General features: G+C 69.8%; 19 protein-coding genes. 13 read left to right on the top strand and 6 right to left on the bottom strand.

Annotated features, from left to right (window positions below; translation table 11 throughout):
- Window positions 1-37: 37 nt before the first annotated feature.
- A complete protein-coding gene (locus OG819_RS17930; RefSeq protein ID WP_003975777.1) occupies window positions 38-301 on the bottom strand; it encodes a WhiB family transcriptional regulator in 264 nt (87 codons plus the stop codon).
- Between the two features lie 706 nt (window positions 302-1,007).
- Between OG819_RS17930 and OG819_RS17925 the strand changes: the two genes are divergently transcribed.
- The 4 genes from OG819_RS17925 to OG819_RS17910 all read left to right on the top strand — a co-directional run bounded on the left by OG819_RS17925 (window position 1,008) and on the right by OG819_RS17910 (window position 4,964).
- Entirely contained in the window at window positions 1,008-1,496 is a 489-nt protein-coding gene (locus tag OG819_RS17925; protein ID WP_266650302.1) for a cysteine dioxygenase family protein, read from the top strand.
- A gap of 41 nt (window positions 1,497-1,537) precedes the next feature.
- On the top strand, window positions 1,538-2,497 hold the full coding sequence (gene cofD, locus OG819_RS17920) for a 2-phospho-L-lactate transferase (RefSeq protein ID WP_266413394.1): 960 nt from the start codon (window positions 1,538-1,540) through the stop codon (window positions 2,495-2,497).
- Window positions 2,494-3,864 (top strand): coenzyme F420-0:L-glutamate ligase, encoded by a 1,371-nt coding sequence (locus OG819_RS17915; protein ID WP_266650300.1) that lies wholly within the window; start codon window positions 2,494-2,496, stop codon window positions 3,862-3,864. The genes cofD and OG819_RS17915 overlap by 4 nt, the downstream gene beginning before the upstream one ends.
- A gap of 86 nt (window positions 3,865-3,950) precedes the next feature.
- Entirely contained in the window at window positions 3,951-4,964 is a 1,014-nt protein-coding gene (locus OG819_RS17910; protein WP_266650298.1) for a DNA-3-methyladenine glycosylase 2 family protein, read from the top strand.
- 418 nt (window positions 4,965-5,382) lie between these two features.
- Here OG819_RS17910 and OG819_RS17905 read toward each other — a convergent pair whose 3' ends face one another.
- Window positions 5,383-6,465, bottom strand: a complete 1,083-nt coding sequence (locus OG819_RS17905) for an NDP-sugar synthase (protein WP_266582790.1) — start codon at window positions 6,463-6,465, stop codon at window positions 5,383-5,385.
- A gap of 119 nt (window positions 6,466-6,584) precedes the next feature.
- Entirely contained in the window at window positions 6,585-7,919 is a 1,335-nt protein-coding gene (locus tag OG819_RS17900; RefSeq protein WP_266625124.1) for a peptidoglycan recognition protein, read from the bottom strand.
- A 129-nt stretch (window positions 7,920-8,048) separates the two neighbouring features.
- Here OG819_RS17900 and OG819_RS17895 point away from each other — a divergent pair, with 129 nt between their 5' ends.
- The 4 genes from OG819_RS17895 (at window position 8,049) to OG819_RS17880 (ending at window position 14,202) form a co-directional block, all read left to right on the top strand.
- Window positions 8,049-8,804, top strand: a complete 756-nt coding sequence (locus OG819_RS17895; protein ID WP_266650296.1) for a TIGR03089 family protein — start codon at window positions 8,049-8,051, stop codon at window positions 8,802-8,804.
- A gap of 254 nt (window positions 8,805-9,058) precedes the next feature.
- The gene (locus tag OG819_RS17890; protein WP_266650294.1) at window positions 9,059-10,354 is read left to right on the top strand and encodes an LCP family protein; all 1,296 of its coding nucleotides are present in this window, start codon (window positions 9,059-9,061) and stop codon (window positions 10,352-10,354) included.
- Between the two features lie 245 nt (window positions 10,355-10,599).
- Window positions 10,600-12,342 carry an LCP family protein gene (locus OG819_RS17885; RefSeq protein ID WP_266625129.1) on the top strand — a complete coding sequence of 581 codons (1,743 nt, stop codon included), beginning with the start codon at window positions 10,600-10,602 and terminating at the stop codon, window positions 12,340-12,342.
- 141 nt (window positions 12,343-12,483) lie between these two features.
- Window positions 12,484-14,202, top strand: a complete 1,719-nt coding sequence (locus tag OG819_RS17880) for an LCP family protein (protein ID WP_266650292.1) — start codon at window positions 12,484-12,486, stop codon at window positions 14,200-14,202.
- A gap of 135 nt (window positions 14,203-14,337) precedes the next feature.
- Here the strand turns inward: OG819_RS17880 and OG819_RS17875 are convergent, their stop codons facing one another.
- Window positions 14,338-15,378 carry a glycosyltransferase family 2 protein gene (locus OG819_RS17875; protein WP_266650291.1) on the bottom strand — a complete coding sequence of 347 codons (1,041 nt, stop codon included), beginning with the start codon at window positions 15,376-15,378 and terminating at the stop codon, window positions 14,338-14,340.
- A gap of 263 nt (window positions 15,379-15,641) precedes the next feature.
- On the opposite strand from OG819_RS17875, the gene OG819_RS17870 reads away from it, so the two are divergent.
- Window positions 15,642-17,009, top strand: coding sequence for an LCP family protein (locus OG819_RS17870; RefSeq protein ID WP_266650290.1), 1,368 nt, complete (start codon window positions 15,642-15,644; stop codon window positions 17,007-17,009).
- A 74-nt stretch (window positions 17,010-17,083) separates the two neighbouring features.
- On the opposite strand, the gene OG819_RS17865 is transcribed toward OG819_RS17870, so the two are convergent.
- A complete protein-coding gene (locus tag OG819_RS17865; protein ID WP_266625137.1) occupies window positions 17,084-18,382 on the bottom strand; it encodes an LCP family protein in 1,299 nt (432 codons plus the stop codon).
- 119 nt (window positions 18,383-18,501) lie between these two features.
- Here OG819_RS17865 and OG819_RS17860 point away from each other — a divergent pair, with 119 nt between their 5' ends.
- The 3 genes from OG819_RS17860 to OG819_RS17850 all read left to right on the top strand — a co-directional run bounded on the left by OG819_RS17860 (window position 18,502) and on the right by OG819_RS17850 (window position 20,397).
- Entirely contained in the window at window positions 18,502-19,047 is a 546-nt protein-coding gene (locus tag OG819_RS17860) for an acyl-CoA thioesterase (RefSeq protein ID WP_266413371.1), read from the top strand.
- 102 nt (window positions 19,048-19,149) lie between these two features.
- Window positions 19,150-19,788 (top strand): HAD family phosphatase, encoded by a 639-nt coding sequence (locus OG819_RS17855; RefSeq protein ID WP_266650288.1) that lies wholly within the window; start codon window positions 19,150-19,152, stop codon window positions 19,786-19,788.
- Between the two features lie 48 nt (window positions 19,789-19,836).
- Window positions 19,837-20,397 (top strand): SMI1/KNR4 family protein, encoded by a 561-nt coding sequence (locus tag OG819_RS17850; RefSeq protein WP_266650286.1) that lies wholly within the window; start codon window positions 19,837-19,839, stop codon window positions 20,395-20,397.
- 84 nt (window positions 20,398-20,481) lie between these two features.
- Here OG819_RS17850 and OG819_RS17845 read toward each other — a convergent pair whose 3' ends face one another.
- Entirely contained in the window at window positions 20,482-21,639 is a 1,158-nt protein-coding gene (locus tag OG819_RS17845; RefSeq protein WP_266582802.1) for an acyl-CoA dehydrogenase, read from the bottom strand.
- Between the two features lie 175 nt (window positions 21,640-21,814).
- Here OG819_RS17845 and OG819_RS17840 point away from each other — a divergent pair, with 175 nt between their 5' ends.
- The gene (locus OG819_RS17840; protein ID WP_266625144.1) at window positions 21,815-23,158 is read left to right on the top strand and encodes a UDP-glucose/GDP-mannose dehydrogenase family protein; all 1,344 of its coding nucleotides are present in this window, start codon (window positions 21,815-21,817) and stop codon (window positions 23,156-23,158) included.
- Window positions 23,159-23,303: the final 145 nt, after the last annotated feature.

The following is a 23,303-nucleotide window of genomic DNA, read 5'->3' as shown; positions in this document are numbered from 1 at the left end:
CTGCCGGTATCGGTACGGAGGGGTGCGCTCCGTGCGGTCAGACGGCGGCCTTCTTCAGCCTTCGGCGCTCGCGCTCGGATAGACCGCCCCAGATGCCGAACCGCTCGTCGTTGGCGAGCGCGTATTCCAGGCACTCGGAGCGGACCTCACAGGCGAGACAGACCTTCTTGGCCTCGCGGGTGGAGCCGCCCTTCTCGGGGAAGAAGGACTCGGGGTCGGTCTGGGCGCACAGCGCGCGCTCCTGCCAGCCGAGTTCCTCGTCCGCGTCGTCGACCAGCAGTTGCTGCACCAGCTCGGTCATGTGCGCCCCTCGTCTGTCTTTCGCGTCCCCGTGATGCTGCCGTTACCGATTTCGGCTGAACGACACGAGTGAAATTACAAGTGTGCCGATCCGGGCCAGTCAAGCCGAGATCTGCTATTGGGCCCCTTATTCACTCTGCGGAACCAAGGCTATGCGGAAAGTGTTCAAATCGGCATAAACCCTGACACCCTCAAAGGCCCCGACCGGACTTCCGACCCGCTACTGGGAAGGACGCCCAGAAGTTCGATCTCGTTCCGACACGGACTCCGAAGCGAACCGGATCACATTTGGATCACGGGATCGCATCGAGGTTTGCGCGCCCGGTTGTGCGCCATGTGTCCGGGGTGACCCCAGAGCAAACCTTTCGCCATACAGCTGAACCGGATGAGGTGAAACATTTCCCACATAGCGGACATGAAGTTGACAGTCGAGGTGTGAACCGATGTCCTTGTGGGCATGCTCGCGAACTTGGCACTCACCTCGACCCGCACCGCCGGGTCCCACGGTGCTGCCCGCGCTCGCTGTAGCTGTTGTTGCTGTCCCAGCTGTTGAGCCGTACCGCGCTCCGGCTGCCTCGCCGCCACTGAGGCGAATCCCCGCCCCGCCCACGGGGCGATCGCCCGCACCAGGGCACCCTCCCCGTCCGTGACCCGGACGGCAACGGCCCCGCGACACCCCAGCTCTCCGCCGAGGAACCACCGCACCCATGAACAGCGACAGCGACCTCCAGATCGCCGGCGACATCCTCGAAGTACCGCACCTGCTCCAGCCGCCGCGCGAGCACCCCTCCACCGTGGCCGAGTTCGTCGGCCTGGCCCGCTCCATCGCCGCCGACCGCTCCCAGTGGGAGCACCTCGTCCAGTACGACGCGACCACCCGCTGGTACCACCGGCTGGGCACCGGGCCCGGCTACGAGGTGTGGCTGCTGTCCTGGGTACCCGGACAGGGCAGCGGACTCCACGACCACGGGCGCTCCTCCGGCGTACTCACCGTCCTGGAGGGCGCGTTGACGGAGCGCACGGAGCGCGACACACGCGCGTTGGGGGCAGGATCCCAGCGGGTGTTCGCGCCGGGGTACATCCACGAGGTCGTGAACGACTCCCTCGAACCGGCCGTGAGCCTGCACGTTTACTACCCGGGTCTCACCGAGATGCCGATGCACGCGGCGCGGTGCGCCGTGGCCGAGGTCCAGTAACCGCCTCACGCGTTGTCGTACCCGCCTGCCAGACTGAACCCATGCGCATTGTGGTTCTGGCAGGCGGTATCGGTGGTGCCCGGTTCCTGCGTGGTCTCCAGCGGGCCGTGCCGGACGCGGACATCACGGTCATCGGCAACACCGGCGACGACATCCATCTCTTCGGCCTGAAGGTCTGCCCGGACCTCGACACGGTGATGTACACGCTCGGCGGCGGCATCAACGAGGAACAGGGCTGGGGCCGGACCGACGAGACCTTCCACCTCAAGGAGGAGCTCGCGGCCTACGGGGTCGGGCCCGAGTGGTTCGGGCTCGGCGACCGCGACTTCGCGACACACATCGTGCGGACGCAGATGCTGAGCGCGGGCTATCCGCTCAGCGCGGTCACGGAAGCCCTGTGCGACCGCTGGAAACCGGGCGTCCGGCTGATCCCCATGTCCGACGACCGCGTGGAGACCCATGTCGCCGTCGAGATCGACGGGCAGCGCAAGGTGATCCACTTCCAGGAGTACTGGGTGCGGCTGCGGGCCTCCGTGCCGGCCGAGGCCGTGGTGCCGGTCGGCGCCGAACAGGCCAAGCCCGCGCCGGGTGTCCTGGAAGCCATCGCGGAGGCGGACGTCATCCTCTTCCCGCCGTCCAACCCGGTCGTGTCCATCGGCACGATCCTCGCCGTGCCCGGCATCCGGGAGGCCATCGCCGACGCGGGCGTGCCCGTGGTGGGCCTCTCCCCCATCGTCGGCGACGCGCCCGTGCGAGGCATGGCCGACAAAGTGCTGGCGGCGGTCGGCGTCGAGTCCACGGCCACGGCGGTCGCCGAGCACTACGGCTCCGGGCTCCTCGACGGCTGGCTCGTCGACACGGTGGACGCGTCCACCGTGGAGCGGGTCGAGGCGGCGGGGATCCGGTGCCGGGCCGTGCCGCTGATGATGTCCGACCTGGACGCCGCGGCGCAGATGGCGCGCGAGGCGCTGACGCTGGCGGAGGAGGTGCGGGCGTCTTGAGCGGACAGCCTTCTCCGGCTTCCCCCGAACAAGGGCGTGCGGATGACAAGGGGGCGGACGCCTCCGTCGCCTCTCCCGGTTACCGGGTCTGGGCGATGCCCGGGCTCCCCGAGGTCCGACAGGGCGACGACCTCGGCAAGTTGATCGCCGTCGCCGAGCCCGGGCTGGTCGACGGCGACGTTCTCCTCGTCACCTCGAAGATCGTGTCCAAGGCCGAGGGGCGCCTGGTCGAGGCCGCCGACCGGGAGTCCGCCATCGACGCCGAGACCGTACGGGTCGTGGCGCGCCGGGGGTTCCTGCGGATCGTCGAGAACCGGCAGGGGCTCGTGATGGCCGCCGCCGGGGTCGACGCCTCCAACACCCCCGCCGGCACCGTCCTGTTGCTGCCCGAGGACCCCGACGCGTCCGCGCGGGCCATCCGGGACGGGCTGCGCGACACCCTGGGGGTCGACGTCGGCGTCGTGATCACCGACACCTTCGGGCGGCCCTGGCGCACCGGACTCACCGATGTCGCCATCGGCGCCGCGGGCGTACGGGTGCTGGACGATCTGCGCGGCGGCACCGATACGCACGGCAATCCGCTGAGCGCCACCGTCGTCGCCACCGCCGACGAGCTCGCCGCCGCCGGTGACCTGGTCAAGGGCAAGGCCTCCGGGCTGCCCGTCGCCGTCGTGCGCGGGCTGCCCCATGTGGTCGCCGAGGACGACGGGGAGGGGACACGGGCGATGGTGCGGGGCGCGCGCGACGACATGTTCCGGCTCGGCACGTCGGAGGCCGTACGAGAGGCCGTGACCCAGCGGCGTACCGTACGGGCCTTCACCGACGAGCCGGTGGATCAGGGCGCCGTGCGGCGGGCCGTGGCCGCGGCGGTCACCGCTCCCGCGCCGCATCACACCACTCCCTGGCGGTTCGTGCTCCTGGAGTCCGAGGAGTCCAGGACCCGGCTGCTCGACGCCATGCGGGACGCGTGGATCGCGGATCTACGGCGGGACGGCAAGAGCGAGGAGTCAATCGCCAAGCGGGTGCGGCGCGGCGATGTGCTGCGCAACGCGCCGTACCTCGTGGTGCCGTGTCTCGTCATGGACGGTTCGCACACCTACGGCGATCCACGGCGGGACGGGGCCGAGCGGGAGATGTTCGTGGTCGCCGTCGGCGCGGGGGTGCAGAACTTCCTCGTCGCACTCGCCGGGGAGCGGCTGGGGTCCGCGTGGGTGTCGTCGACGATGTTCTGCCGGGATGTCGTACGGGACGTGCTGGAGCTGCCGGAGGGGTGGGATCCGATGGGGGCCGTGGCGGTCGGACACGCGGCGGAGGAGCCCAGGGCTCGGCCCGAGCGGGATGCCGGGGCATTTTTCGAGGTGCGGTGAGCGTGGTGTGCGTCGAGAGCCGAGTGTTCTCGGAGGCCGAGCGCCTACTCTCGTAGGGCACCCCGAGTTTCCCTAGGACTCTTTTCGTGGCTGGACGATTCGCTCCCCGGCCGACGCGTACGACTGTGCGCGGCGGGCATGTCGCCGTGCCCGCCGATGCCCCCGGCGGAGTGCCTCGGCAGGCGGTCGCACCTGGCCGTACGCGGACGTGGACACCGCCCTGGCCGCTCGATCTCGGGCTCGTGCTCGGGCCGCTGCGCCGGGGGCCCGGCGATCCGACCTTCCGCGCGACGCCGGACGGGGCCGTGTGGCGGACCAGTCGGACACCCGCCGGGGCCGGGACGCTGCGGGTCTCGGCGCGGGACGGGGTGGTACGGGGCGAGGCGTGGGGGCCGGGGAGCGCATGGCTTCTCGAACAGCTCCCCGAGATGCTCGGCGCGGCCGACGATCCCGATGTCTTCGAGCCCCGTCACCGGCTGGTCGCCATCGCGCGGCATCGGCGGCCGGGGTTGCGGCTGACGCGTACCGGGCTGGTGCTGGAGTCGCTCATTCCGTCCGTTCTGGAGCAGAAGGTCACGGCGGACGAGGCGTATCGGGCGTGGCGGTTGCTCGTACAGAAGTTCGGGGAGCCGGCGCCGGGGCCCGCGCCGGAGCGGATGTCCGTCATGCCGGAGCCGCGGACGTGGGCGCTGATTCCCTCCTGGGAGTGGCATCGGGCCGGGGTCGACAACAAGCGGGCGTCGACGATTCTGCGGGCCGTTCGGGTGGCGGGGAGGCTCGAGGAAGCGGTGGGGATGGAGCCGGGGGCTGCGCAGGCTCGGCTGGAGTTGGTGTCCGGGATCGGGCCGTGGACCTCGGCGGAGACCGTGCAGCGCAGTCACGGGGCGGCGGATTCGGTGACCGTGGGGGATCTTCATCTGCCGGGGATCGTGGGGTATGCGCTGGCGGGGGACCGGGATGCGGACGACTCCGTGATGCTTTCGCTGTTGGAGCCGTATGCCGGGCAGCGGCATCGGGCGGCTCGGTTGATTCTGTTGTCGGGGCGGACGCCTGCGCGGCGGGCGCCGCGGATGCCGCGAGGGGATATCGGGCGGTTGTAGTCGCCCCCGGGTGCGGCCGGGAGTCTCTCGCCCCCGCCGCCCCTACCCATCCCATCCCCAGGGGCTCCGCCCCTTCGACCCCGCCAGGGGCTCCGCCCCCGGACCCCCCGGACCCCCCGGACCCCCGCGGACCCCCGCCCCTGCACCCCGCCAGGGGCGCTGCGCCCCCTGGACCCCCGCCTCGCCCGAAGGGCTCGTCCTCAAACGCCGGACGGGCCGAAGACACGGGCTGGCGGGAGTGGATGGGGCCATCGGCCTTCGACCTCGTCCTCGAACCCCGGACGGGCTGGATGGTGCGGGCCGGGGGTGGGTGGGGCATCGGCCCCCAGCCTCGTCCTCACACGCCGGACGGGCTGAAGACGCGGGCTGCGGGGAACTGTGCGGCCAGCCCCCGCCCGCGCTTCTGTCTCTGCCGGCTCTACTGGTCCGACGAGAAGCGGAGCGCCCCCGCCGGGATTTTCGCCTCACACCAGACTCTTACGCCCTCGCGGAGCTCGTTGTCGGGGCCGACCACCGCGCCGTCGCCGATGACCGTGCCGGAGAGGACGGTGCGTTCGCCGATGTGGGCGCGGGCGCCGACGAGGGAGTCGGTGATGACGGCGCCGGGTTCGACGACCGCGCCCGACAGGATCGTGCTGCCGGTGATGCGGGCGCCCTCGCCGATGTGCGCGCCGTCGCCGACGACCGTGCCGCCGGTCAGTTTGGCGTCGGGGGCGACCCTGGCCGTGGGCAGGACGAGGCGGTCCCCGCAACGGCCCGGGACAGCCGGGGAGGGGGCGCGGCCCAGGACGAGGTCCGCGGAGCCTCGTACAAAGGCCTGGGGGGTGCCCAGGTCCAGCCAGTAGGTGGAATCCACCATGCCCTGGAGGTGGGCTCCGGTGGCGAGGAGGTCGGGGAAGGTCTCGCGTTCCACCGAGACCGGGCGGCCCTCGGGGATCGTGTCGATGACCGAGCGGCGGAAGACGTACGCCCCCGCGTTGATCTGGTCGGTGACGATTTCCTCGGGGGTCTGTGGCTTCTCCAGGAACGCCGTCACACGGCCCGTCCCGTCCGTGGGGACCAGGCCGTACGCCCTCGGGTCCTCGACACGGGTGAGGTGGAGGGAGACGTCCGCGCCGGTCGTCTCGTGGGTCGCCACCAGGGCCCGGATGTCCAGGCCCGTCAGGATGTCGCCGTTGAAGATCAGGACCGGCTCGTCGGGGCCGGAGTGGAGACGCGCCGCCACGTTGCGGATCGCGCCGCCCGTGCCGAGGGGCTCCTCCTCGGTGACGTACTCGATGTGGAGGCCCAGCGCGGAACCGTCGCCGAAGTACGGCTCGAACACCTCGGCCAGGTAGGAGGTCGCCAGGACGATGTGCTCGACGCCCGCCGCTCTCGCTCGCGCCAGCTGGTGCGTGAGGAACGGAACCCCGGCCGCCGGAACCATCGGCTTGGGGGTGTTCACCGTGAGCGGGCGCAGTCGGGTGCCTTTGCCGCCGACCAGGAGGATCGCTTCTGTCACCTGTCGTCTCTGCTTCCTGCCGGGACCGGCCGAAGGGTGATTCGGCCGGTCAGTTTATGCAGTCCGTAGTAAGAGGCCTTCGACGGCAGTGGGGTGTCCTCGATGGCTCCGCGCAGACCTCACCGGCCTTGGTAGCGGGCCGCGGCCGTTCTGGCCGAGCCGAGTTTGCCGTACAGGAGCCTGCCCGGGCACTCCGTGGCGAACCCGTCCCGATGGCCGGAGATCACATTCAGTCGTACGTTCTTACCTTTTCGGTAGAGATTGCCACCGCCGGACTTCAGGTATGTCTTGCCGCGAGGATCGGCTCCGTAGAGACCGAGCTTCCATGCCGTGAGCCGCGCGATGGCGGTCACCGCGGCGGCGGACGGCTTGGTGTTGTGGAAGCTGCCGAGGACCGCGATCCCCATGGTGTCGCTGTTGAAACCGAGGGTGTGGGCGCCCATGACGGGCTTCGCCACGCCCCCGGCACGGCCTTCGTAGATGTTTCCGCACTTGTCGACGAGGAAGTTGTAGCCGATGTCGCGCCAGCCGCTGCTCACTACGTGGTAGCGGTAGATACTGCGGATGACCGAAGGGGCTTGGGAGCAGCGGTAGTTGTTGCCCGAGGCCGTGTGGTGCACGAAGGCGGCATTCACCTTTTTGGTGTACACGAAACCGCCCTCGCGCAGGTTCTCGTCCGCCCCCCAGCCGCGCCGGGTGACGATGTGTGGGCGTTCGCCGATGTAGGGCTTGACGTTCGGGGCGCCCTGGCGGGCGGCCGGGACCTCGCGCTCGGTCTCGGCCCTGGACAGCGCCGGGAGCTCCGTCGCGCCGAACGGGGCGAGATCGGCGTTGGTGGCGTAGGTGGCGTAGGTCTCGGCGCTCTCCGCGCCCGCGAGCCCGTCGCCCGTCAGTGCGCCCCGGGGTGCGGGCCCCGCGCCGGGGTCGACGAGTTCGAGGTGCATGCCCCTGGGAAGCGGCGACTCGACGGCTGCCGTGGCTCTTTCGTCCACCTGCGCCTGGACGCGGACCTCGACCCCGTCCGAGTCGCCCACCCACAGCGGCGCGGTGGAGCCGCGTACCCGGCCCGAGCCGCCCTCGGCGGTGTCCGGGTCGGCCGCGTGCTCGCGGTTGTGGGTCTCGATGTCCTGCCAGCCGGACCATCGGCTGGCTCCGGTGGCGCGGGTACGTACCTGGACGCGACCGCGCAGTTCGGCGTCGGGGTCGTCCCAGACGACGCCGACCAGCGAGAACGACCGTACGCTCCGTCTGCCGAGGCCCTGTTCGGGCGCGGCGGGACCGAGCGAGCGGTCGCCGGAGAGCGGGACCAGAGGGAGGGACTGGGTGCTGCCCGGTACGGCGGGGTCGGTCCTCGCCGCCTGGGGTCGGGCCTGTGCCGGGGCGGACAGGGCCAGCGGAAGGGTGAGGGCGGCCGCGCAGGTGGCGCCGACCGAGGAAGCAAGGAATCCACGCATGCCCCCGATCGTGAACATAGTCATACATATCTGTCTATTGCGGATTTGACGGACCGTCGGGCCACACTCGGCCGAACCGGTGGCGCGGGTGTCGCGTCCCGCCGGATGCCCCCGCGTACGCTTGCGCGCGTGAACGCCACCGACCGCACCCCTGCCGACCTGCTGCGATCCGCGCTCGCCGCGGACCCCGCGCGCCCCCTGGTGACCTTCTACGACGACGCCACGGGTGAACGTGTCGAATTGTCCGTCGCCACCTTCGCCAATTGGGTGGCCAAGACCGCCAATCTCCTCCAGGGCGAGTTGTCCGCCGAGCCCGGCGACCGGGTGGCGCTGCTGCTGCCCGCGCACTGGCAGACAGCGGTGTGGCTGCTCGCGTGTTCCTCGGTGGGGGTCGTCGCGGATGTCCGGGGCGAGCCCGGTGCCGCCGACATCGTCGTCGCGGGGCCCGACGCGCTCGAGGCCGGGCTCGCCTGTTCCGGCGAGCGTGTCGCCCTCTCGCTCGCGCCGCTGGGGCGCCGCTTCCCGACGCCGCCCGCCGGGTACGCCGACTATGCCGTCGAGGTGCCGAGCCAGGGCGACCGCTTCCAGCCATACGCGCCGGTGGACCCGGAGGAGGCCGCGCTGATCGTCGCCGGGGCCGAGCACACGGGGGCCGAGGTCGTCGAGCGGGCCCGGGCGGAGGCGGCCTCGCTGGATCTGACGGGGCCCGGGGCGCGGATCCTGTCCGCGCTGCCGTACGACACCTGGGAGGGGCTGAGTGCGGGCTTGTACGCGCCGCTCGCCTCCGGAGGGTCCGTGGTGCTCTGCCGTCATCTGGAGCAACTGGGCGAGGACGCGCTGGCCAAGCGGATCGAGAGTGAGCGGGTGACCTCGACGGTTCGGTAGCCGCCGGCCGCCTGTCGGGGGCGGGGCCCTGGGGCCGGTCGCGCCCGCCGTCCCGCTGTGGAGCCCCCGGAAGCCGCGAGCACTAAAGCGGTTTAGTGTTCACGGCTTCCGGCGCACCTGTCAGAACCCTGCACCCCGCGCCCCGGACGGGGCCCGTCACCCGTTCGGCCCCTTATCTGCCGCCCTCGCCGACCCTCCGAGCCATGGTCGTAAGAGCACCGCACGCTCGCACGCCATGAGGGGTGGACTCCGACGTGACCGACAGCGCAGGGCCGGGAGCGGGGGCTTCGCCCACCGGTGCCGGGCTCACACGGCGACGACGACGCTGGGTGCGGTACTCGGCGCTCGGTGTCGCCTTCGCGGTCCTCGGTGCCGTCGGTGTCGGCTGGGCCGCGTACGAGAAGCTGAGCCGGAACATCACGTCGGACGAGGCCGCCGCCGCCGAGCTCGCCCGTTACGAGAAGGAGCGGCCCACCGCGCTGGTGCGCGACGCGCAGAACATCCTGCTGATCGGATCGGACTCGCGGTCGGGCGACGGGAACAAGAAGTACGGCCGCGACTCCGGGACCGAGCGCTCCGACACCACGATCCTGCTGCACCTGTCCGCGAACCGGCGCAGCGCCACCGCCGTCTCCCTGCCCCGCGACCTGATGGTGGACGTGCCGAGCTGCCGGCGTCCGGACGGCAGCCGCACCCAGCCGATGTTCGCGATGTTCAACTCCGCCTTCGAGGTGGGTGGTTCGGCGTGCACGATCCGGACCGTCGAGAAACTCACGAACATCCGGGTCGACCATCACGTGGTCGTCGACTTCCATGGGTTCAAGGACATGGTCGACGCCGTGGACGGCGTGGAGGTGTGCCTGAAGGAGGCCATCAACGACAAGGCTGCCAAGCTGAAGCTGCCCGCCGGCAAGGTCGTGCTCGACGGCGAACAGGCCCTCGGCTACGTCCGCGCCCGCAAGAGCATCGGCGACGGCAGCGACACCGACCGGATGGAACGCCAGCAGCGGTTCCTCGGCGCGCTCGTCAACAAGGTGCAGAGCAACGACGTCCTGCTCAATCCGGCACGGCTCTATCCCGTACTCGACGCGGCCACTTCGTCGCTCACCACGGACCCGGATCTGGCGAGCCTGCGCGGGCTGTACGACCTGGTCCGCGGGATGCGCGATATCCCTACGGAACGCGTCCAATTCCTGACGGTGCCCAGGACGTCGTACGCCTACAACGCCAATCGCGACCAGCTCGTGAAACCCGCGGCCGACAAACTCTTCGCCCTGCTGCGCGCGGACGGCCCGGTGACGGTCTCCAAGGACCTTCCGACGGACCCGCCGAGCGCCCTTCCGACGAGCCTTCCGACGGACCATCCGACGGATTCCCCCGCGAAACGCAAGAACTCGTACGAGGGTGGTCACGAAGGTACGTACGACCCGGCATTCGACTACGAAGAGGAGTCGGACGACAACGGGAAGTCGAGGGGAAAGCGGCTCGCCACTCCCCCACCCGCGCCGACTTTCCGGGGGAACACGGCGGCCGAGGACGCCTGCGGGTAAAGCGCACACCAAGGCGGGAGGTGCGAAGCTAAGAAGTCTCTGAGAAATAGGGCGGATTGCCCAGTTGTAGGGACGTGGAATTTGTCACCGTCGTCGCTCGACCCGGAACCGGCCGGATAGTGTGAGCGATCCGGTGCACCCGGCCACGAGGTCCATCCTGGGGGTCGCGCACTGCTTGACCGAGACCCGAGCGCTCTTTGAGGGGGAAGGGCGCCGCGTGGCCCCGACGGAGGATTCAGACAACCGTGGACGCGCAAGGCCGTGGGCGGGCGGACAATATCGATCCCGCAGACCAGTGGGTGCTCAACCCGAACACCGGCGAATACGAACTGCGACTGACCCCTTCCGCTCCGCAGTCGGGAGTCCCGAGACCGCGTCGGGGTACCCCCGCTAACGCGGGACCGGGAGCGGGGACACGCGCGCGTAGGGCGCCGGAACGAGAGAGTCCGGCGGCGCCCGGCCCCGAGGTGCCCGGGCCGCGCCGACGCCGTGGCGCGCCGGCCGAGCCGCCACCGGGCCGCCGCAAGGGGCGGACGAAGCCGAAGAAGTCGAAGGCGAAGAAGATATTGCTGTGGACCGGCGGCACGATGGCCTTCGTGCTGGTCGCCGTCTCGGCCGCGGGATATCTCTACCTCAAGCACCTCGAGGGCAACGTCAGTACGACGGACGTCGGCAGCGCGGGCAAGAAGGGCTTCAGCAAGGACGAGGCCTTCAACATCCTGATCATCGGCACCGACAAGCGCACCGGCAAGGGCAACGGGGGCTACGGCGACAAGGGCAGCGTCGGGCACGCCGACACCAACATCCTGCTGCATGTCTCCAAGGACCGTACGAACGCGACCGCGTTGAGCATTCCGCGTGACCTGATCGTCGACGTGCCGGACTGTCCGACGAAGCAGGCGGACGGCACCGAGAAGATCATCCCGGGCACGCAGAACGTCCGCTTCAACACGAGCCTCGGTCAGGACGGCCGCAACGCCGGCTGCACGATGCTCACCGTCAAGGCGGTCACCGGCATAGCGCCCGATCACTTCATGATGGCCGACTTCAACGCGGTGAAGACGCTGACCAGCGCGGTCGGCGGCGTCGACGTGTGTGTGGCGCACGCCGTCAACGACAAGGAGTCGCACCTCAAGCTGCCCAAGGGCACGTCCACGGTCGAGGGCGAGCAGGCCCTGGCGTTCGTACGAACCCGGCACAGCTTCGGCAACCAGGGCGACCTCGACCGCATCAAGGTGCAGCAGCAGTTCCTGGGTTCGCTGATGCGCAAGATGGCCTCCGGCGACACCCTCACCAGCCCCACCAAGCTGATCAGCCTGGCCGAGGCCGCCACGAAGGCGCTGACGGTGGACACGGGCCTGGGGAAGGTCAGCACGCTCAAGGACGTGGCCCTGGAGCTCAAGAGGGTGCCCCCGAAGAACATCACCTTCACCACGGTGCCGGTCCTCGACAACCCCGCCGAGAAGGTCAAGGCGACCGTCGTCGTGAACCAGGCGCAGGCCCCCGAGGTCTTCGACGCGATCAAGAGCGACGTCTCCTTCACCGCCGTGAAGCAGAAGGAGAAGAAGGAGAAGGCCGCGGTCGCCGCACGCCTCAAGGGCACCCGCTCCGCCGCCGCCGACATCCGCGTCGACATCTACAACGGCGGCGCCCCGGCCGGCAGCGCACAGGAGACTCTTAACTGGCTGCAGAATACTGAGGGCGTTACCAAGTCCAGCCAGCTCGGTAACGCCGACGCAACACTGAGCAAGACGACCCTGGAGTACTCTCCCGACCAGGCCGATCAGGCGCGCAAGCTGGCGGACCTCATGGGGCTGTCCGCCTCGGCGTTGAAGCCTGGCAAGAGCGAGAAGAACTCACAGGGTCTGCCCGCGATCGTGCTGACCCTGGGCAAGGACTTCAAGGGCGCCGGAGTGTCGCTGACCACTCCGACCAAGGCACCTGAGGTCGACAAGTCCACGGCGGACAAGACAGTGTGCGCCAGTTGATGACCTAACGGGTCCGTCAGACGTCTAACAGGACGCGGGGGCGTCCGGGCCGGACGCAAGGGGTGTCCGGCCAGACGTGCGCGTCCAGCCGGACGCGGGACGGACCCGTTTGTCAGGCGCAGGGTGGGGAGGGGCAGGGAGATGGTGCGAAGCGGTGTGCGTGGTGAGGGGGCTCGACCACGTGTCCGACAGGCCGACGATCTGGGCTGGAACGACAGCCTCTACGACAAGAACGGCGATCCCGCCGACGGAGGCGAAGCTTCCGGCGGCGGAGGTGGCGGCGCCACCGACAAGGACAGCGGCTCCACCGGCAGTCGCCACAGCGGTGGCGGCGGGCGTCGGCGCGGGGGCGGCGGGCACCCGCGGCGCAGACGCCGCATACTGCGCTGGTCGGCGTCGGTTCTGGCGGTTCTGATACTTGGCACCGCGGGTGCCGGTTACCTCTACTACCAGCACCTGAACGACAACATCAAGAAGGACGACCTGAACCTCGGCGACGAGAAGGACCGGGCGGCCAAGAGCAAGGCTAACGCGGCCGGGCAGACCCCCCTGAACATCCTTCTGATCGGCTCGGACGCCCGGGACACCAAGGAGAACCAGGCGCTCGGCGGCGCCAAGGACGACTTCAACGCGCCCCCGCTCGCGGACGTCCAGATGCTGCTGCACCTCTCCGCCGACCGCAGCAACATGTCGGTGATCAGCATGCCGCGCGACACGCTGCTGAAGATGCCCAAGTGCACGGACCCGGACACCAAGAAGGTCTACCCGGCGACGGTCGGGCTGGTGATGACCAACATCTCGCTCGGGCGCGGCGGTCCGGGCTGCACGGTGGCCACCTGGGAGAAGCTCACCAAGATCCACATCGACCACTTCATGAAGATCGACTTCTCGGGTGTGGTGGACATGGCGGACGCGATCGGCGGCGTCCCGGTCTGCGTGGACGCCAACATCTACTCCAAGGACAGCCAGGGCCACGGCTCCGGGCTGAAGCTGAAGAAGGGCACGACCTCCGTCAAGGGCACACAGGCCCTGGCCTGGCTGCGGACGCGCTACGGCTTCGAGGACAACACGGACATCTACCGGACCAGGGCCCAGCACCAGTACATGAACTCGATGGTCCGCCAGATGCGCGAGAACGCCACGATCAGCAACCCCGGCAAGCTGCGCAGCCTCGCGGAGACGGCCACCAAGGCGCTGACCGTCGACAAGGGCCTGGGCAGCGTGCTGAAGCTCTACAACCTCAGCAACGAGCTCAAGAAGGTCGAGCCGAAGCGCATCACGATGACCACGATGCCCTGGCAGTGGGCCGTGTCGGACAGCAACCGCGTGGAGCCCAAGCCGGTCGAGGCCGAGCAGCTGTTCCGTCTCGTGCGCGAGGACGTCGCGCTCGACGGCAAGGACAAGAAGAAGGCGACCGCGGTGAAGGCCTCCACGGACCCGGCCGCCGCGGACGACCAGATCGGCGTGACCGTGCAGAACGGCACGCGCACGGCCACGCTGGGCCCGGTCAGCGGACGCGCGCGCACGGTGTCCGAGCTGCTCGTGGGCAAGGGCTTCACCAAGGCCGAGGCGGACACCTCGGCGGCGACCGTCGAGGGGACGACGGTGATCCGCTACCCGAGCGCCGATCTGCAGGGCGACGCCCAGGCGGTCGCCAAGGCGCTGGGGGTCCCCCTGAGCGCGGTGAAGAAGTCGACGGACGTCTCGGGCGTCACGCTCGTGGTCGGCGCCGACTGGCGTGACGGTACGACGTACAAGGCCAAGGCGCAGGACAACACGACACCGGAGTCCGCGGACGTGCTCAACGGCGCCAAGGCCGACGCCTGCATGCACGTGAACAAGAACTACATCTGGTCGTAGACGACCACACCTGACCGTAGGCCGGTCGGCAGAAAGCGTGGGGCCCCTCCCGACACCGGGAAGGGCCCCATTGCTGTACGGCGAAATTGCTGTACGGCGAAATTGCTGTACGGCGAAATTGCTGTACGGCGAAGCTCAGTTGGCGGGCTCCGTGGAACCGAGCACCGCCGGCCGGCGGGAGGCGATGACCTTCTTCGCCAAGGCCTTCGGACTAGTGAGGAAGCCGAAGCCCCACGACATGTGCATGGTCGCGAGGGCGACGGGGATCTGCAGGCGGGCCTTCAACGGCAGCCCCTTGCCCGCGGGCAGCGAGCCCGCGACTATCGCCGCGAGATACCCGCCGGGGATCAGGAAGCCCCACGGCGTCAGCGCCACGCCCGCCACGACGCCGGCCGCGATCGCGCACACGGCGGTCGGCGGGGCGAGGTAGCGCAGGTTGATGGAGCCCTCGTGGTAGCGGGCGACGACATGGCGCCAACGCCCGTAGTCCTTGTACTGCTTGGCCAGGGCCCTCACGGACGGCCGCGGCCGGTACGACACCTTCAGCTCGGGCGAGAACCAGATGAGGCCGCCCGCCTCCCGGATCCGGAAGTTCAGCTCCCAGTCCTGGGCGCGGATGAACTCCTCGTTGTAGCCGCCCTGGCGTTCCAGCGCCTCGCGCCGGAAGACACCGAGGTACACGGTCTCGGCGGGAGCGGCCTCGCCTCCCGTGTGGAAGGCGGCGTTCCCGACCCCGATCTTCGAGGTCATCGCGGCGGCGACCGCGTGCTCCCAGTCGTTCTCGCCCTCGGCGTGCATGATGCCGCCGACGTTCTGCGCGCCGGTCTCCTCCAGGAGACGTACGGCCGTCGCGATGTAGTTCGGCGACAGGATGCCGTGCCCGTCGACGCGGACGACGACGGGGTGCCGGGACGCCTTGATCGCCGCGTTGAGGGCGGCGGGGGTGCGCCCCGTCGGGTTCGGGACGGTGTGGACGCGCGGGTCTTCGCGTACGAGCTCGGCGGCGATCTCCTCCGTACGGTCCGAGGACGGACCGATGGCGATCACCACCTCCATCTCGCCGTCGTACTCCTGCGCCAGGATCGCTTGGACGGCCCCGCGCAGATGCCGCTCCTCGTTGAGGACGGGCATGATCACAGAAACGGCGGGGGGCCGCACGTCAGGCTTCTCGCTCATTGGACGTCACGTTACCGCGAATGGGGGACACGGGCGCGCGCCGCCCTGTCCACGGGCCGGGCAGCAGATCGTATGGGCCTACGGTGCTCACGGATCCCCACGTTCACCCCCGCGGAGGTGTCCCCCCCTTGCCCACGCCGCCCCGCTCCCCCGCACGCCCGCAGCCCCGCCCGCGGAGTCGCCCGCAGCCGCCCCGCTCCCGGCGGCCTCCGGAGCGGTCCACCGTACGGCCCCCCGTACGGAGGAAGAAGCCGCGCTGGGCCATGCGGGTGGTCACCACGATCTCCGTGGTGGTCCTCGCCTCGGCGGGCATCGGACACGCGGTGGTCACCAGCCTGGGCGAGGGCATCGCCCGGGTCGACCCCTTCAAGGACATGAAGAACCGCCCCGCGGCGGGCCACGGCATGAACGTGCTGCTGGTCGGCACCGACGGCCGCGACAAGATCACGGAGGAGGAGCGGCAGAAGTACCGCCTGGGCGGCGCCCCCTGCCACTGCACCGACACGATGATGATCGTGCACATCGCGGCCGACAGGGACCGGGCCACCATCGTGAGCCTGCCGCGCGACTCGTACGCCGAGGTACCCGCGCACACCGACCAGACCACCGGCGCCGAGCATGGCTCCCACCCGATCAAGCTCAACGCGGCGTACGCGGAGGGGGGCCCGCAGCTGACCGTGCGCACCGTCGAGAACATGACCCACGTGAAGGTCGACCACTATCTGGAGGTCGATTTCACCAGTTTCATGCAGACGGTGGACGTGCTCGGCGGTGTGAACATCTGCACCGCGCAGCCCTTGAAGGACTCGTACACCGGACTCGACCTGACCGCCGGCACGCACACGCTGAACGGCGGGCAGGCACTCCAGTACGTACGTTCCCGGCATGTCGACGGCGCCTCCGACCTCGGCCGGATGCAGCGCCAGCAGCGGTTCCTGGCGGCGCTGATCGAGCGGGCCACGTCGTCGGGGGTGCTGCTGAACCCCATGAAGTTCCGTGACGTCACCCGGGCCGTGCTCGGCTCGGTCCGCGCGGACCAGGGGTTCGGCACGGACGAACTGCTGGACCTCGGCCGGGCGATGCGCAACTTCTCCCCCTCTTCTTCCGAGTTCACGACCGTGCCGATCGGGCAGATGGCCTATGCCGTCAAGGGCATCGGTTCCACGCTGAAGTGGGACGAGAACAAGGCCACCGCGCTCTTCCAGTCACTGCGCGACGACAAGCCGCTCGCCGCCCCGCACCAGGCGGCGCCCGCGAAGACCGTGCGCGTCGAGGTGGCCCCGCAGCAGATCCAGGTCCAGGTGGAGAACGGGACGCCCACGGACGGACTCGGCAAACGCATGGACAGCGCCCTGGCCGCCACCGGGTTCCACACGACGGGCCGGCCCGTCAACGCCCAGGACCGCACCACCCAGCACAGCGTCATCGTCTACGACCCGCGCTGGGACCGCTCCGCGAAGTCCCTCGCGGCCGCGCTCCCGGGCAGCGAGCTGCGCGAGGTCAAGGGGCGGGGACCGTTGCTGAAGGTGATCGCCGGGTCCGACTTCAAGCAGGTCACACGGGTCCGGGTGCAGGATCCCTACCAGGCCGAGGCCCGGGTGGTGACGGGGGATCAGGTGGTGTGTCCGTAGGTGACGCGCGCGTCACCCGGACATGCGAAGGGCCCCGCCGGTTCGTCCGGCGGGGCCCTTCGTGGTGGTGGAGGTCAGTTGCCCGACACCGTCACCGTCTGGTCGTTCGTCAGCTCGTCCACCAGCGTCTTGACCTTGGCCTTGTCCCAGACGAGGTTGCCGCCCGTGGAGCCGGAGATCGGCATGTTCATGGACTTGCCGTCGCCGCCGGTGACGCCCTTCATCGCCCAGAACATGCTGCCCAGGTCCCACAGGCTCATGTCCTTGTCGACCGTGAGGCTGTCGAGGCCCGAGCCCATGGTCGGGTAGAGCTTGAAGGGGTTCAGGACCGTCCCGGGGGTCGCGACCTGGTGGGCCAGCGCGGACAGGAACTTCTGCTGGTTCTTGGTGCGCTGGAGGTCGGAGGCCGCGAAGGCGTGGCGGGTACGGACGAAGGCCAGAGCCTGCTCGCCGTTGAGGGTCTGCTTGCCCGCCTTGAAGTCGGCGCCCGAGTACTTGTCCTTGAAGCCCTGATCGAGGTTCATCTCCACACCGCCGACCGCGTCGACGATGTTCGCGAACCCGGCGAAACCTATCTCCACGTAGTGGTCGATGTGCAGGCCGGTGTTGTACTCGATGGTGCGGACCAGCAACGTCGGCCCGTCCTCCGCGTACGCCGCGTTCAGCTTCACCTGACGGCCCGTGCCCTGGAAGGTCTTGCCGGACGCGGATCCCTTGTACGTGGGGATCGTCACGTTCGAGTCGCGGGGCAGGGAGACCAGCGTGTCGCCGTTGTCCCCGACGTGCAGGATCATCATCGAGTCCGTGCGCTTGCCCTCGGCGGACCCGGTGTGCAGCTTCTTCTTGTCCTCGGCCGACATGCCGGCGCGGCTGTCGGAACCGACGATCAGGTAGTTGGTGCCCTTGCCCGTCTCGGGCCGGTCTATGACCTTCGAGAGATCCACGTCACGGTGGAGCTTGGAGTCGGCCCAGAAGTACGTGCCCACGGAGACCACGACCAGCAGCGTGACCAGCGTGATCGCGGTCCACTTGATCCGCCGCCGCCAGTTCGGCGCGGGGCGCGGGCCCCGCATGTCCGCGCCGCCAGGTCCCTGCGGACCGCCGGGGCCGCCCGGTGAACCGTAGACCTGTCCGGTGTTGTAACCCGAGTCGTACCCGTTGTCAGGCGCGGCGCCGTACCCCTGGCCGCCGTCGTACGTCGGCTGCTGGGGCACCCCGCCGTACGGCGGGGCGGACGGGCGCGGACCGGGCGTTCCCGGGCCACGCTGAACCTGCCGCATGACGCGGGCGCCCTCAGGCTGAGCGCCTGCGCTGCCGCGTCCGTAACGGTCGCTGCGGTTGCTGTCGGACCACCCGTCGGGCCAATCGTTCATGCGGACCAGTGTGCAGGTCCGCACCGTATGCCTTACAAGAGAGCGGGGAGATCTGGGTCACGCCTGTTGCAGAGCTGATGCAAAGAGACCACCGCACGCCCCCGCATAGGGTGGACGGCATGACAGACCAGGCGCCCACGCCGGAATCCGATATTCCAGGCAAGCCGACCTCCGCGTCCCGGACCACCCTCAGCCACATCATGACCCACAACGACACCAACCTTCTGGGCACGGTGCACGGCGGAGTGATCATGAAGCTCGTCGACGACGCGGCGGGGGCGGTGGCCGGGCGGCACTCCGGCGGGCCGGCCGTCACCGCCTCCATGGACGAGATGGTCTTCCTGGAGCCGGTCCGTGTGGGCGACCTCGTTCATGTGAAGGCCCAGGTGAACTGGACGGGGCGGACGTCCATGGAGGTCGGCGTCCGTGTGCTGGCCGAGCGCTGGAACGAGTCGACGCCGCCCCAGCAGGTCGGTTCGGCCTATCTCGTCTTCGCCGCGGTCGACGGTGACGGCAAGCCGCGGCGCGTGCCGCCCGTCCTCCCCGAGACCGAGCGCGACGAGCGGCGCTATCAGGAGGCCCAGATCCGGCGCACCCACCGGCTGGCACGCCGCCGGGCGATCATGGAACTGCGGGAGAAGCGTGCGGCGAACGGGCTGGACTAGGACCTGTCCGGCAGGATCTGCCGGACAGAACCCATCGGCGCTTCGGGGCGGAGAGGCATCCCTGGCCGACGGCTTCCCGCGGCGGGATGCCAGGGTGAGGTCATGACCCTCTCCCCCGCGGCCCCGTCCGCTTCCGGCGGACACCCCTTCGACGCGGTGCTCTGTGACGTCGACAACGTGATCCGCGTCTACGAACCGGCCCACCTGTACGCCTTGGAGCGCGCCGCCGGGCTGGCCGAGGGCACCACCATGAAGGTGGCCTTCGCGCCGGACACGGTGCTGCCGCTGGTGCTGGGCCGGATCACACCGGACGAGTGGGCGGGGTCGATCCTGCGGGGCCTGAGCGGGCTGGTGGCCGACGGAACGGCGGCGGAGCTGAGCACGGCGCTCGTACGCTCCCCGTTCCACGCCGACGAGACGGTGGTGGCGCTGCTGCGCCGGGCTCGCGCCCAGGTGCCGCTGGTCCTCGTCACCAACACCTCGGTGCAGTTGGAGGAGGACCTGGAGGTCCTGGGGCTGACGGACCTCGCCGACCACGTGGTCAGCAGCGCGCGGGTGGGCATCGCCAAGCCCGACCGGCGCATCTACGACATCGCCGTCGAGCGGGCCGGCGTCCCGGCCGAGCGCTGCCTATTCGTGGACGACACCCTGGAGAACGTGGACGCGGCGGCCGCCCTCGGCATGCGAACCGTCCACTACCGCACACCGGAGGACCTACGGGGCGCGCTGAACGGCGTGTGAGGCCGCCCGCACCGGGCGTTGTCAGAGCCGGCTGGTATCCATGACCGCATGAACAACGATCACGCCACCCCGGAGGAACTCGCGGCGCTGCGCGGGGCGTTCGCCGTGGACGACGGCGGAGAGTCGGCGCTCGGCTGGGCGGCCGTGCACGCCTTCGAGGCGGAGCACGGCATCGTGCTGCCCGAGCCGTACCGGACGTTCTGCGCCGAGGTGACCGACGGTTCGTACTCCGGGCCGCCGGAGTACGGGCTGGTGTCCCTGGCCGAGCTGCCCAAGGACTGGGGCGACGACGGGCAGCGGCGCGACCTGAGCCGGCCGTTCCCGCTCACGGAGGCATGGCTGTGGGAGGACGACCCGAGGCCGGCCGAGGAGATCGATCCGGTCGTCGAGCAGGTCTTCGACCACGGGTCCGTCGTGCTCGGCACCGACGGGTGCGGAATGAATTGGCATCTCGTCGTCACGGGCCCGCACCGGGGGCACATCTGGCACATCACCGGGGAGGGCGCCGTTCCCTTCGGCGCCGAGTTCGGGTTCACGACCTCCGCACCGGGGTTCGCGGGCTGGGTCGGGCACTGGGCCGCGCAGAAGGAATGGTTCGACGCCGCGTAGGGACGCGTGAGTGGCCCGCCCGGGACAAGAACGAGGGGCACCCCCCGCCGGGGTGCCCCTCAAGTCCCTGGTGCCGGGGGTGGGTTACGGCAGGTTGCGTGCCATGACGATGCGCTGGACCTGGTTCGTGCCCTCGTAGATCTGGGTGATCTTGGCGTCGCGCATCATGCGCTCGACCGGGTAGTCGCGGGTGTAGCCGTAGCCGCCGAGGAGCTGGACGGCGTCCGTGGTGACCTCCATGGCGACGTCGGAGGCGAAGCACTTGGCCGCCGCGCCCTGGAAGGTGAGGTCCTTGTCGCCGCGCTCCGACTTCGCAGCGGCCGCGTACGTCAGCTGCCGGGCCGCCTCGATCTTCATGGCCATGTCGGCGAGCATGAACTGGATGCCCTGGAAGTCGGCGATCGGCTTGCCGAACTGCTTGCGCTCCTGGACATAGCCCTTGGCGTAGTCGAGGGCGCCCTGCGCGATGCCCAGCGCCTGCGCGGCGATCGTGATGCGGGTGTGGTCCAGGGTCTTCATGGCCGTGGCGAAGCCGGTGCCCTCCTCGCCGATCATGCGGTCGGCCGGGATGCGGACGTTGTCGAGGTAGACCTCGCGGGTCGGGCTGCCCTTGATGCCGAGCTTCTTCTCGGGGGCGCCGAAGGAGACGCCCTCGTCCGACTTCTCGACGACGAAGGCCGAGATGCCCTTCGAGCGCTTGGTGGGGTCGGTGACCGCCATCACCGTGTAGTACTCGGACTCGCCCGCGTTGGTGATCCAGCGCTTCACACCGTTGAGGACGTAGTCGTCGCCGTCACGGACGGCCTTCGTCTTCATGCCCGCCGCGTCCGAGCCAGCGTCCGGCTCGGAGAGGCAGTACGAGAACATCCCGTCGCCCTTGGCGAGGGGGGTCAGGTACTTGTGCTTCAGGGCCTCGGAACCGGAGAGGATCACCGGGAGCGAGCCCAGCTTGTTCACGGCCGGGATCAGGGAGGAGCTGGCACACACACGCGCCACCTCCTCGATCACGATCACCGTGGCGAGCGCGTCGGCACCCGCGCCGCCGTACGTCTCCGGTACGTGCACGGCGTGCAGATCGGAGGAGACCAGAGCGTCCAGGGCCTCCCGCGGGAAACGGGCTTCCTCGTCCACCACGGCCGCGTACGGCGCGATCTTCGCCTCGGCCAGCGAGCGGATCGCGTCACGGAGCATGTCGTGCTCCTCGGACGGGCGGTACAGGTCGAAATCAGCCGATCCGGCCAAGGTCTCTCACGCTCCAAAGACGCTAATTACCGTTAAGTAACCCAAATTTTAGGGGTCCGCCCACGGGAGGGATACGTGAGCTTGGCGACAGGAGGGAACCTGCCCGATGAGGGGCCCGAACATGCCCCGACTATGCTCGGGCAGCGCACTGAAGCCATTCACCCCAGGAGCACTCATGGCCCTCAAGATCACCGTGATCGGCACCGGCTATCTCGGCGCCACCCACGCCGCGGCCATGGCCGAGCTCGGGTTCGAGGTGCTGGGGCTCGATGTCGTCCCCGAGAAGATCGAGATGCTGCAGCGGGGCGAAGTCCCGATGTACGAGCCGGGACTCGAGGAACTGCTGCGCAAGCATGTGGCGGGCATCGAGGGATCCACCGGCCGACTGCGCTTCACCATGGACTGGGCCGAGGTCGGGGAGTTCGGCGACGTCCACTTCGTCTGCGTGAACACACCGCAGAAGCACGGGGAGTACGCGTGCGACATGTCCTACGTCGACGCCGCCTTCGAGACGCTCGCCCCGCATGTGAAGGGGCCCGCCCTCGTCGTCGGTAAGTCCACCGTGCCGGTGGGCTCCGCGGAGCGGCTGGCGCGCACGCTCGCCGAGCTCTCCCCCGCCGGTGAGGACGCCGAGCTCGCCTGGAACCCGGAGTTCCTGCGCGAGGGCTTCGCCGTCCAGGACACGCTGCACCCCGACCGTGTCGTGGCCGGCGTGCGCAGCGAGCGGGCCGAGAAGATCCTGCGTGAGGTGTATGCGACGCCCGTCGCCGAGGGCTCGCCCTTCGTCGTCACCGACTTCCCGACCGCCGAGCTGGTGAAGACCTCCGCGAACTCCTTCCTCGCGACCAAGATCTCCTTCATCAACGCCATGGCCGAGGTGTGCGAGGCGGCCGACGGCGATGTGGCCAAGCTGGCCGAGGCCATCGGGCACGACGAGCGGATCGGCAAGAAGTACCTGCGGGCCGGGATCGGGTTCGGCGGCGGATGCCTGCCGAAGGACATCCGCGCCTTCATGGCGCGCGCCGGTGAGCTCGGCGCGGACCAGGCGCTGACCTTCCTGCGCGAGATCGACTCCATCAACATGCGCCGTCGCGGCCAGATGGTGGAGATGGCCCGGGAGGCGCTGGGCGGCGGATCGTTCCTCGGCAAGCGGGTCGCCGTGCTCGGCGCGACCTTCAAGCCCGACTCGGACGACGTCCGGGACTCGCCCGCGCTGAACGTCGCCGGGCAGATCCACCTCCAGGGCGGCCAGGTCACCGTCTACGACCCGAAGGGCATGGCGAACGCCAAGCGGCTCTTCCCAACGCTCGGGTACGCCGACTCCGCGGTCGGGGCCGTACGCGGCGCCGATGTCGTCCTGCACCTGACCGAGTGGCAGGAGTTCCGCGAGCTGGACCCGGCGGTGCTGGGCGAGGCCGCCTCGGCCCGGGTGATCCTGGACGGCCGTAACGCGCTCGACCCCGAGACGTGGCGCCGGGCCGGATGGACGTACCGGGCGATGGGTCGCCCCACCGTCTGATGACGCTTCACAAGTGGCCTGGCAGCGCTTCGTGGGCGACCTGACAGCTCTTCGCAGGTGACGGCGGTCCGGCCGAGGCTCAGTCGGCCGGACCGCCGTCATCGCACATTCTCCATGCTCCAGGCCCCCGGCGTGGCCAGTTGTT

The sequence above is a fragment of the Streptomyces sp. NBC_01549 genome (assembly GCF_026339955.1).
GTDB lineage: Bacteria > Actinomycetota > Actinomycetes > Streptomycetales > Streptomycetaceae > Streptomyces.
Note: the sequence above shows the minus strand (reverse complement) of the source record. Positions and strands in the feature narration are given on the sequence as shown.